We start from the raw sequence: 8585 nt of genomic DNA on the forward strand, positions 1-8585 counted from the left end.
GCCCTTGACGACCTCGATGACGGTGCCCTTGACGGCCTCGTCCTTCTCCTTGAGCTCCTCGATGGTGCCCCAGGCACGCTCGTACTGAGCGCGCTTCTTCGACAGGATCAGTCGACCTTCTTTGTCCTCCTTGGTGAGGACGAGAGCCTCGACCGCATCTCCCACGGAGACGACCTCGTTGGGGTCGACGTCGTGCTTGATGGAGAGCTCACGAGAAGGGATGACGCCTTCGGTCTTGTAACCGATGTCGAGCAGAACCTCGTCGCGGTCGACCTTGACGATGGTTCCTTCGACGATGTCACCATCGTTGAAGTACTTGATCGTGGCGTCGATGGCGGCGAGGAAGTCCTCGGCGGAGCCAATGTCGTTAATGGCAACCTGCGGCGAGGTGACGGTTGTGGAGGGCATATGTTGAATTGCTCCGGACGAGTTGTGGTCGGTTGATGGATTTTGTCGGACGAGATGCGCAACTGTGGCGTACAAATGTTGGAAGTACTTTTTTTGGAAGTACTAGATCTATGTACCCAGCTGCATCAATAACGAACAACCGAATACCGGATCACATTCCACACCGCAGAACCGCACCGCGAGCCCTCTCGTTCCGACTGACTCCCGAGATCCTGGCCAAGATGATCTTGGTAAAGACCTCGTATAGACAATCGGTCGGATGACAGACACTCGCGTGGGTAAGACTACGCGTCGGCTATCTTGCCGGGCAAACCCGGGTACCCTGCGGCCGAGTCACCCGTTCTACTGTGTTGTTCATGTCTGACGAGCGCCATGCCGCCGCCAATTCCATTCTCGGTACCAGCGGTGTCGGCCGGGTCCGTGTCGATTCGAGTGCAAGCGACCGCGCCAGCCGCGCGTGGTGGGACGCCGACGCCGACGATTACCACAGAACCCACGGCGAGTTTCTGGGCGTGAACAGCGCAGAAGGTGAATTCGTCTGGTGCCCCGAAGGACTGCACGAGGGCGATCATCACTTGCTGGGCGACATAGTCGACAAAGATGTTTTGGAGGTCGGTTGCGGCTCGGCTCCCTGTGCCCGGTGGCTCGCCGGACACGGCGCTCGGGCCGTCGGCCTCGACATCTCGATGGGGATGCTCGCGCGCGGACAGGACGCAATGAAGGCCGGCGGACCGGCAGTCCCGTTGATTCAGGCGAGCGCCGAACTCCTGCCGTTTGCCGACGAGAGTTTCGACATCGTCTGTTCGGCGTTCGGAGCCGTCCCGTTCGTGGCCGATTCACAACGGGTCATGAACGAGGTCGCCCGAGTTCTGCGTCCCGGCGGATCGTGGGTCTTCGCGGTCAACCATCCGATTCGATGGATCTTCCCCGACGATCCCGGGCCCAAGGGATTGACGGCGACGCTCCCCTACTTCGACCGCACCCCGTACGTCGAGGTCGACGACAACGGAGTCCCCACCTACGTCGAGCATCACCGAACCATCGGTGACCGGGTCCGTGAGATCGTCGCGGCCGGACTTCAGATCCGCGACATCATCGAGCCCGAATGGCCGGAGTGGTTGGACCGCGAATGGGGACAGTGGAGTCCCCTCCGCGGCCAACTCTTTCCGGGCACTGCAATTTTCAGCGCCGTCAAACCCTGACGGCTACAGCAGTTTCGACAGGAACGCCTTGGTCCGATCGTGCTGCGGATTGGCCAGGAGTTCGCGGGGCTCGCCAGCCTCGACCACAACTCCGCCGTCCATGAACACCAACTGATCTGCGACCTCGCGGGCGAAACCCATCTCGTGGGTGACGACCACCATCGTCATGCCCTCTTTGGCCAACTGCTTCATCACGGTGAGAACTTCACCGACCAGTTCGGGGTCGAGCGCGGACGTCGGCTCGTCGAACAGCATCAGCTTGGGGTCCATCGCGAGAGCGCGGGCGATGGCAACTCTCTGCTGCTGACCGCCAGACAACTGGGCCGGGTACGCGTTGGCTTTGGCGCTCAACCCGACCTGATCGAGGAGGTCCTTCGCTCGTTCGACGGCCTTCTTCTTGCTGACACGCTTGACCTGCGTCGGCGCTTCGATGATGTTCTCGAGAGCGGTGCGGTGCGGGAACAGGTTGAAGTGCTGAAACACCATCCCGATGTCGCGGCGTTGTTTGGCCGCGGCTCGCGGGTGGAGTTCGTACAGCTTACCGTTCTTCTCCGAGTAGCCCACCAGGTCGCCGTCGACGTACAGACGGCCGGCGTTGACCTGCTCGAGGTGATTGATACAGCGCAGGAACGTCGACTTGCCCGACCCTGACGGTCCGACGAGGCACAGAACTTGGCCGGGGTCGATTTCGAGCGAGATCCCTTTCAGGACCTCGAGTGCGCCGAAGTTCTTACAGACTCGGTCGGCTTTCACCATGGGTGTCATTTGCGTTCTCCTCCGGGTGTGTCCGGAAGCGTTTCCACTACCGTAGCTTTGCCTTGCGCGTCGGCTAGTGCTTGAAGCTGGCGCGTGGTCAGTGCACGAGTTGCGCCCTTCGAATAGTGACGTTCGACGTAGTACTGCCCGATCATGAGCAAACTCGTGATTGCGAGATACCACGTTGCCGCAACCATCAACAGGGGAATCGGCTCGAAATTGGCGCCCGAGATATCGCGCGCTCGACCGTACAACTCGAAGCTGTACGGGACTGCCGTCACGAGTGAGGTGGTCTTGAGCATGCTGATGACTTCGTTACCGGTCGGCGGAATGATGACGCGCATGGCCTGCGGCAAGACCGTGCGGCGCATCGTCTGACTCCACGTCATACCCAACGCGACAGATGCTTCGGTCTGGCCCTCGTTGACCGAACTCACGCCGGCACGGACGATCTCGGCCATGTATGCGGCCTCGTTCAATGCCAAACCGATCACCGCAAACAGAAACGCTGCCTGCAAGTCCTGGAGATTGATGTGCGCAAACTGATGCACGAAAGGAATACCGAGATCGATGCTCTTGTAGATCGACGGGAACAAGCCCCAGAAGACCAACTGCACGTAAACCGGGGTTCCACGAAAGATCCACAGATAGCCCCAGGCCGCGGCGCGAAGCACCGGGTTGGGAGAGAGTCGCATGACTGCCAAGATCACACCGAGGACGATCGCGATCACCATTGCCAGCACTGTCAGCTGGATCGTTGTCCACGCACCAGCGGAGATCCGTTTGTCGAACAGGTACTGACCGTAAGTCCCCCACGCAAAGGCTTCGTTGGTCGCCGCGCCGTATACGAACAGTCCGAAGAGGACCACGACGACGACCGCGGCAATCCAACGACCAGGTCTACGTAGTGGGATCGCCTTGATCGGCACCGGATCGCCAGTCTCAGTTGTTGTCATGTTCATCAGCTCTCCGCGCCGTTGATCTTGGATACTTCGATGACGCCGGCCTCGACACTCCAGGTCTGCGCGATCTGTTGATAGACGCCGTTGTCGATCAGGTATTGCATTGCCTGTTGCAGGGCGGGTCCAAGGGCGGAACCCTTCACGATCGGCCAGCCGTACGGCGCCGAATCAAAGGGTTCTCCCGCAGCTTCCATCCGCCCCTTGCTCCGTTTGATCGCATAGCCGGTCACTGGCGAATCAGCGGACAGCGCGTCGACTCGACCGAGAATGAGCGCGTTGGCCGCATCGTCCTGGCTGTCGTACTTGATCTTGTCGATCGGCGGCTTGCCCGCGGCAACGCACGCCTCGCTCTTGGCAGGTACTTCGTCGATGTCCTCGGTGGTTGTGGTCTGCACCGCAACCCGCAATCCGCACGCATTGTTGGGATCGACGGGATTGTCCGGACGTTGCGCCCACTGGATACCCGCGCTGTAGTACGTGACGAAGTCGACTGTCTTCTCCCGCTCCTTGGAATCGGTGAACGAAGACATTCCGAGGTCGTAGCTTCCCGATTGGATAGCGGGGATGATCTTGTCGAAGTCGGCTTGGTTGAAGACAGCTTCGACACCGAGCACGGCCGCAACGGCGTTCATCAGGTCGACGTCGAAGCCGACGATGTTGCCATCCGCGTCCTTGAATTCGTTTGGGGCGTACGGAATGTTCACCCCGACCTGCAGCTTGCCCGACTCCGTCACCTTGGGCGGCAGGAGAGCAGCGATTTCCGGCACCTTCTGGATATCGAGTGGAGGTCCTTCGGGAACGAGACCCTCGTTGTTGGTGACGCACCCACCGCACAGAGCGACGATCAAGCCCACCAACAAGACTCGCACCAGGTTGGCACGCATTCCCCCGCCACTTCCAGCGCCACTACCTACGCCACGTGGCCTTGGTGCCCGTGCGTTTTCACCGACCACGACTCTGCTCTCCACTCGTCGATCGCCGCACTTGCAACGTCCATCCGAAATTCAGTCGAACGGTAGGTTACGGCAGGAGTTCCACCGTCGCCGACTTCGCAAGATTCCGGCCTGTCGTACAAGAATCAGCGACGCAGAGTGTGTGCGTACACGACTTCGGAAAATTCGCTGGTCGATGCCAAACCGCCGAGGTCGGCGGTGGCGATGCCCGACGCGATGGTCGTGCGAACGGCGTCCGAAATCCGGCCTGCCGCCGCAGACAACAACCGATCGCCACGCGCATCGCCGAGCCAGTCGAGCATCATCGCGCTCGAGAGGAACAGTGCCGTTGGGTTCGCGCGATTCTTCCCGGCGATGTCGGGTGCTGCACCGTGCGCGGCCTGAGCCATGACCTGCGTCTCGGAAGCGTTGATCGACGGCGCGGTTCCGAGTGATCCGGACAGCTCGCCCGCCAGATCGGACAATATGTCGCCGAACATGTTTTCGGTCACTACGACGTCGAAGTCGCCGCCGCGCCGAACCAGGTGCGCCGCCATCGCGTCGACGTGCTCGTCGTCGACGACTACGTGTGGGAACTCTGCGGCGACGGTTCGGCAGGCGTCGCGGAAGAGGCCGGTGGTCAGCGTGAGGACGTTGGCCTTGTGGACGATCGTGACGTGATTGCGCCGACGCGACGCCAACGCGAAGGCAGTGCGTGCGATCCGTTCACACGCCGCGCGCGTGAACACACCGACTGCCAAGGCGATGTCGGGCGTCGGCATGAATTCGCCGCTGCCGACTGCCATGTTCCGGTCCGCGTACAACCCCTCGGTGTTCTCGCGGACGATCACCAGATCCATGTCGGGCACCATCGCCTTGACACCGGGAAACGCTGCTGCCGGTCGAATGTTCGCGAACAACTCGAACTTCTTCCGGATGACGCCGCCGGGTGTGAGTTGTCCGCGAAACCTCTCCGGATAGGACGCACTGTCGTGCGGTCCGAGAATCCAACCCTGCAGCTGCCCCAGCGCATCGATGGTCTCGTCGGGAATCGGTGTGCCATGGCTGTCGATGGCCGTGCTCCCGAGCGGAAGCTCGACCCACTCGACGGGCGGCGCATGAACCGCTGACAACGCCGCGTCCACGATCTGCCGTGTCGCCGGGACGATTTCGTGGCCGATTCCGTCGCCGTGCATGAGTCCCAGCCGCATGGCCGGCGTACCGATTGCGCTCGCACCTGTCATCAGGCAATCATTGCTCACCATGGTCCAGTCGGTGGAATTGCTCCTCGATCCGGTGAGTGAGTCGGCAGTCCGCGCGCAATGGCAGCTTCTCGCCGACGCCGGATTCCCGAGTCAGGCGTCCCATCACAGCCCGTCCAACCGCCCGCACATCACGCTGTTCGTCGCCCGCGAGATCCCCGCGGAGATCGACGAACTGTTGAAGCGACGCTTCTCGGCCCCGGACTTCGAAATCCGGCTGGGTGGCTACGTCGTATTCGGCGGCAAGCAGATGGTCTTGGCCCGCTCGGTCATTCCTTCGCGCGCGCTCCTTCACCTGCACCGAGAGATAGCCGAAGCAACAGTCGGCTCGACTGCGCTACCCGCCCACGTCGAGCCTGGCGGGTGGACGCCGCATGTGACGCTGGCCCGGCGCGTCGAACCTGCACGTCTGGGTGAGGCCATCGCTCTGGTCGGCACCGACGTGATTCACGGGCGCAGTGGAGCGATCAGGCGCTGGGACGGCGAACAGAAGGCGGAATGGTTACTGACGCCGCCACTGTGACAGATCGGGTTGCTCGTCGGGTCACCAGGATTCCCGCGATCACCGCGAGTGCACCAACCGGCTGATTCCAGCCAATCCTCTCGTTCAACACTATTGCCCCGAGCGCGACGCCCACTACTGGGCTGAGGTAGGTGACAGTCGACGCTGCAGTCGGCCCCCACCCTTGAACCACATTGGTGTTCCAGATGAACGCGAGCCCAGTCCCCAGCGCGCCCAGCGCGATCATCGACAGGACAACTGCCGGCGTCAGATGCATCGGTGTATTCGCGATGACCGGAGAGGCGAGGACCATCACGAGTGCACCGATACAGATCTGCAATAGCGCGATAGTACGGGTGTCGATCCCGAGCGGAAGCACGAAGCGTCTGAGGTAGACAAACGAAATCCCGTACGACGCAGTCGCTCCCAGGCAGGCGATCTGAGCACTGAGGCTTCCGCCGACGCCGAGATTCCACGGCGCCAACACGATCAGCACTCCGGCGAATCCGAGCAGCAACCCCAGCGATTTGTATCGCGTCAGCGTCTCACCCGGCAGAAAGGCAAGCGAGACAGCCATAGTCATCAATGGTGTGGTGGCGTTGTAGATACTCGCGAGTCCGGGAGACATGCTCTGCTCGGCCCAACTGAACAGCAGCCACGGCACAATGCATTGCGTCGCTGCGAGAAACGCCATGTGTTTCCAGACGCGAAAGTCCCTCGGTATGCCGATCCGACTCACCGCTGACACGAGAACAAGCGCGAGAGCGCCGAAGACCAAGCGCCACAGAACTACCTGCGTGAAGGACAAACCCTCGAGCCCGATCTTCATGAAGAGGAAACTGGCTCCCCACACCACCGCAGCTGCGGTGTATTGAAAAACCAGACTCACCCTCACAGAGTGAAGTCTCCATGAGGACTGACGTCGTGACGGGTGTCGGGCGTACGGCCGGCAAGAGCTAGTAAGTTCAGGACCAGGAGGACCAGGAGAGTAATGACGATGATTGCCATGTGTCCAGCCTGACGCAAGGCCGCGCCCTTCAATAGTGGCAGAAAAGCCAGACTTGGACGATTTTCTGCCACTTTGCCGTTTTTCTGTCACACTCGAAAGATGCTCGCGAAAGTGGTGGTCCCACTGATGCCGATGACCGAGGCGTTCGAACTCGGCGTGGCATGTGAAGTATTCGGCTTCGACCGATCCGACGACGGCCTCCCGACGTACGACTTCTCTCTGATCGCCGCAGTTCCGGGCCCGATCCGAACACGCTTCGGCTACAACATCGATGTTCCGTACAACCTCGACTCTCTCGATGACGCCGATCTCATCGTCGTTTCCGCCGGTGGCACCTACGACGCAGGCGACGCGTACATGTGCTCACCGAGTCCCGACTCGAGTGTCGATCCCCTGCTGATCAAGCTCCGTGAGGCCGTGGCCCGGGGCGCCAAGGTGGCCAGCCTGTGCACCGGCGCGTTTGTCCTCGGGGCGGCGGGACTGCTGGACGGGAAGCGATGCACGACGCATTGGCGTCACGCCGAAAGGCTGGCCCAGACGTATCCGGAAGCCAAGGTCGATCCGGACGTGCTGTATGTGGACGAAGATCCGGTGTTCACCAGTGCCGGCACCGCAGCAGGAATCGATCTGTGCCTGCACATCGTCCGCAAGGAACAGGGCTCTCGCGTGGCCAACGGCATCGCGAGAAGGATGGTGGTACCGCCCCATCGTGACGGCGGTCAGGCTCAGTACGTCGCCACTCCCCTCACCTCGACGCCGAGCGCAACTCTTGCCCCGCTCCTCGACTGGATGACGGAGAACCTCGCCGTCGACCTCACTGTGGGCATGGTTGCAGCGCGAGCGAACATGTCCGCTCGCACCTTTGCACGCCGTTTCCAGGCGGAAACAGGGACTACCCCCGCGCGTTGGCTCAGCGATCAGCGAGTACTGGCTGCCCAGCAACTACTCGAGAATTCGGACCTCTCCGTCGACGTCATCGCAGAACGCGTCGGATTCGGCGGCGGCGCCGTACTTCGCCAGCACTTCATTCGCCTGCGTTGCACCACGCCCCAGGCGTACCGCCGGACGTTTCGGGCGACCGAGAACGCAAGCTGAAATCCACTCAGGGAAGAATCAGCGGTTCCGGGGCGTTGCACACACCAACAGCCCGCACAATGGAAAGGACCCCTGTGGCCACCCAGACACTCACCCAGCAGAACTTCGACGAAACGATCAACGGCAGCGACGTCGTTCTCGTGGACTTCTGGGCTTCCTGGTGCGGCCCGTGCCGCCAGTTCGCGCCGACGTTCGAAGCCTCCTCCGAGAAGCACAGCGACGTCGTTCACGCCAAGGTAGACACCGAAGCCGAGCAGGGAATCGCGGCGGCCGCCAACATCCGCTCCATCCCCACGATCATGGCCTTCCGTGAAGGCGTTCTCGTGTTCAACCAGGCCGGCGCACTTCCTGCCGCTCAGCTCGAAGAGTTGGTGACTCAGGTCAAGGCACTCGACATGGACGAGGTCCGCAAGCAGATCGCAGAGCAGACCGCCTCTGCCGAGTAGCGAAAGAAGGC

The 8585-nt window shown here is 61.6% G+C and carries 10 protein-coding genes; 4 read left to right on the plus strand and 6 right to left on the minus strand.

The genetic code is table 11. The features are described from left to right. Positions 1-408, minus strand: a 408-nt coding sequence (locus ACFQ6H_RS29420) for a S1 RNA-binding domain-containing protein (protein ID WP_378650367.1), incomplete at its 3' end; no start/stop codon positions are given. 356 nt (positions 409-764) lie between these two features. Between ACFQ6H_RS29420 and ACFQ6H_RS29425 the strand changes: the two genes are divergently transcribed. Then, positions 765-1610: a class I SAM-dependent methyltransferase gene (locus ACFQ6H_RS29425; protein ID WP_378650369.1), complete on the plus strand. Its 846-nt coding sequence runs from the start codon at positions 765-767 to the stop codon at positions 1608-1610. 3 nt (positions 1611-1613) lie between these two features. On the opposite strand, the gene ACFQ6H_RS29430 is transcribed toward ACFQ6H_RS29425, so the two are convergent. From ACFQ6H_RS29430 to ACFQ6H_RS29445, 4 genes are all read right to left on the minus strand, one after another. Continuing rightward, entirely contained in the window at positions 1614-2375 is a 762-nt protein-coding gene (locus tag ACFQ6H_RS29430) for an amino acid ABC transporter ATP-binding protein (RefSeq protein ID WP_019748634.1), read from the minus strand. Continuing rightward, positions 2372-3328, minus strand: a complete 957-nt coding sequence (locus ACFQ6H_RS29435) for an amino acid ABC transporter permease (protein WP_019748635.1) — start codon at positions 3326-3328, stop codon at positions 2372-2374. Before ACFQ6H_RS29435 ends, ACFQ6H_RS29430 begins: the two co-directional genes overlap by 4 nt. Further along, entirely contained in the window at positions 3328-4212 is an 885-nt protein-coding gene (locus ACFQ6H_RS29440) for an ABC transporter substrate-binding protein (protein WP_378650371.1), read from the minus strand. Before ACFQ6H_RS29440 ends, ACFQ6H_RS29435 begins: the two co-directional genes overlap by 1 nt. A 194-nt stretch (positions 4213-4406) precedes the next feature. Beyond that, a complete protein-coding gene (locus tag ACFQ6H_RS29445; protein ID WP_378650373.1) occupies positions 4407-5504 on the minus strand; it encodes an isocitrate/isopropylmalate dehydrogenase family protein in 1098 nt (365 codons plus the stop codon). Here ACFQ6H_RS29445 and ACFQ6H_RS29450 point away from each other — a divergent pair. Next, on the plus strand, positions 5470-6045 hold the full coding sequence (locus ACFQ6H_RS29450) for a 2'-5' RNA ligase family protein (RefSeq protein WP_378650376.1): 576 nt from the start codon (positions 5470-5472) through the stop codon (positions 6043-6045). The genes ACFQ6H_RS29445 and ACFQ6H_RS29450 overlap by 35 nt on opposite strands. On the opposite strand, the gene ACFQ6H_RS29455 is transcribed toward ACFQ6H_RS29450, so the two are convergent. After that, the gene (locus ACFQ6H_RS29455; protein WP_378650378.1) at positions 5990-6919 is read right to left on the minus strand and encodes a DMT family transporter; all 930 of its coding nucleotides are present in this window, start codon (positions 6917-6919) and stop codon (positions 5990-5992) included. The two genes, ACFQ6H_RS29450 and ACFQ6H_RS29455, sit on opposite strands and share 56 nt — an antisense overlap. Positions 6920-7132: 213 nt before the next feature. On the opposite strand from ACFQ6H_RS29455, the gene ACFQ6H_RS29460 reads away from it, so the two are divergent. After that, positions 7133-8128: a helix-turn-helix domain-containing protein gene (locus tag ACFQ6H_RS29460; protein WP_378449765.1), complete on the plus strand. Its 996-nt coding sequence runs from the start codon at positions 7133-7135 to the stop codon at positions 8126-8128. Between the two features lie 74 nt (positions 8129-8202). After that, positions 8203-8574, plus strand: a complete 372-nt coding sequence (gene trxA / locus ACFQ6H_RS29465; protein WP_214890358.1) for a thioredoxin — start codon at positions 8203-8205, stop codon at positions 8572-8574. Positions 8575-8585: the final 11 nt, after the last annotated feature.

Source organism: Rhodococcus sp. NPDC056506, from assembly GCF_042794945.1.
Lineage (GTDB): Bacteria > Actinomycetota > Actinomycetes > Mycobacteriales > Mycobacteriaceae > Rhodococcus_F.

What these genes read in the sequence shown, in the direction of transcription:
- ACFQ6H_RS29425 (WP_378650369.1), top strand. Translation starts at nt 765, where the DNA reads ATGTCTGACGAGCGCCATGCCGCCGCCAATTCCATTCTCGGTACCAGC.
- ACFQ6H_RS29430 (WP_019748634.1), bottom strand. Translation starts at nt 2,375, where the DNA reads ATGACACCCATGGTGAAAGCCGACCGAGTCTGTAAGAACTTCGGCGCA.
- ACFQ6H_RS29435 (WP_019748635.1), bottom strand. Translation starts at nt 3,328, where the DNA reads ATGAACATGACAACAACTGAGACTGGCGATCCGGTGCCGATCAAGGCG.
- ACFQ6H_RS29440 (WP_378650371.1), bottom strand. Translation starts at nt 4,212, where the DNA reads ATGCGTGCCAACCTGGTGCGAGTCTTGTTGGTGGGCTTGATCGTCGCT.
- ACFQ6H_RS29450 (WP_378650376.1), top strand. Translation starts at nt 5,470, where the DNA reads ATGGCCGGCGTACCGATTGCGCTCGCACCTGTCATCAGGCAATCATTG.
- ACFQ6H_RS29445 (WP_378650373.1), bottom strand. Translation starts at nt 5,504, where the DNA reads ATGACAGGTGCGAGCGCAATCGGTACGCCGGCCATGCGGCTGGGACTC.
- ACFQ6H_RS29460 (WP_378449765.1), top strand. Translation starts at nt 7,133, where the DNA reads ATGCTCGCGAAAGTGGTGGTCCCACTGATGCCGATGACCGAGGCGTTC.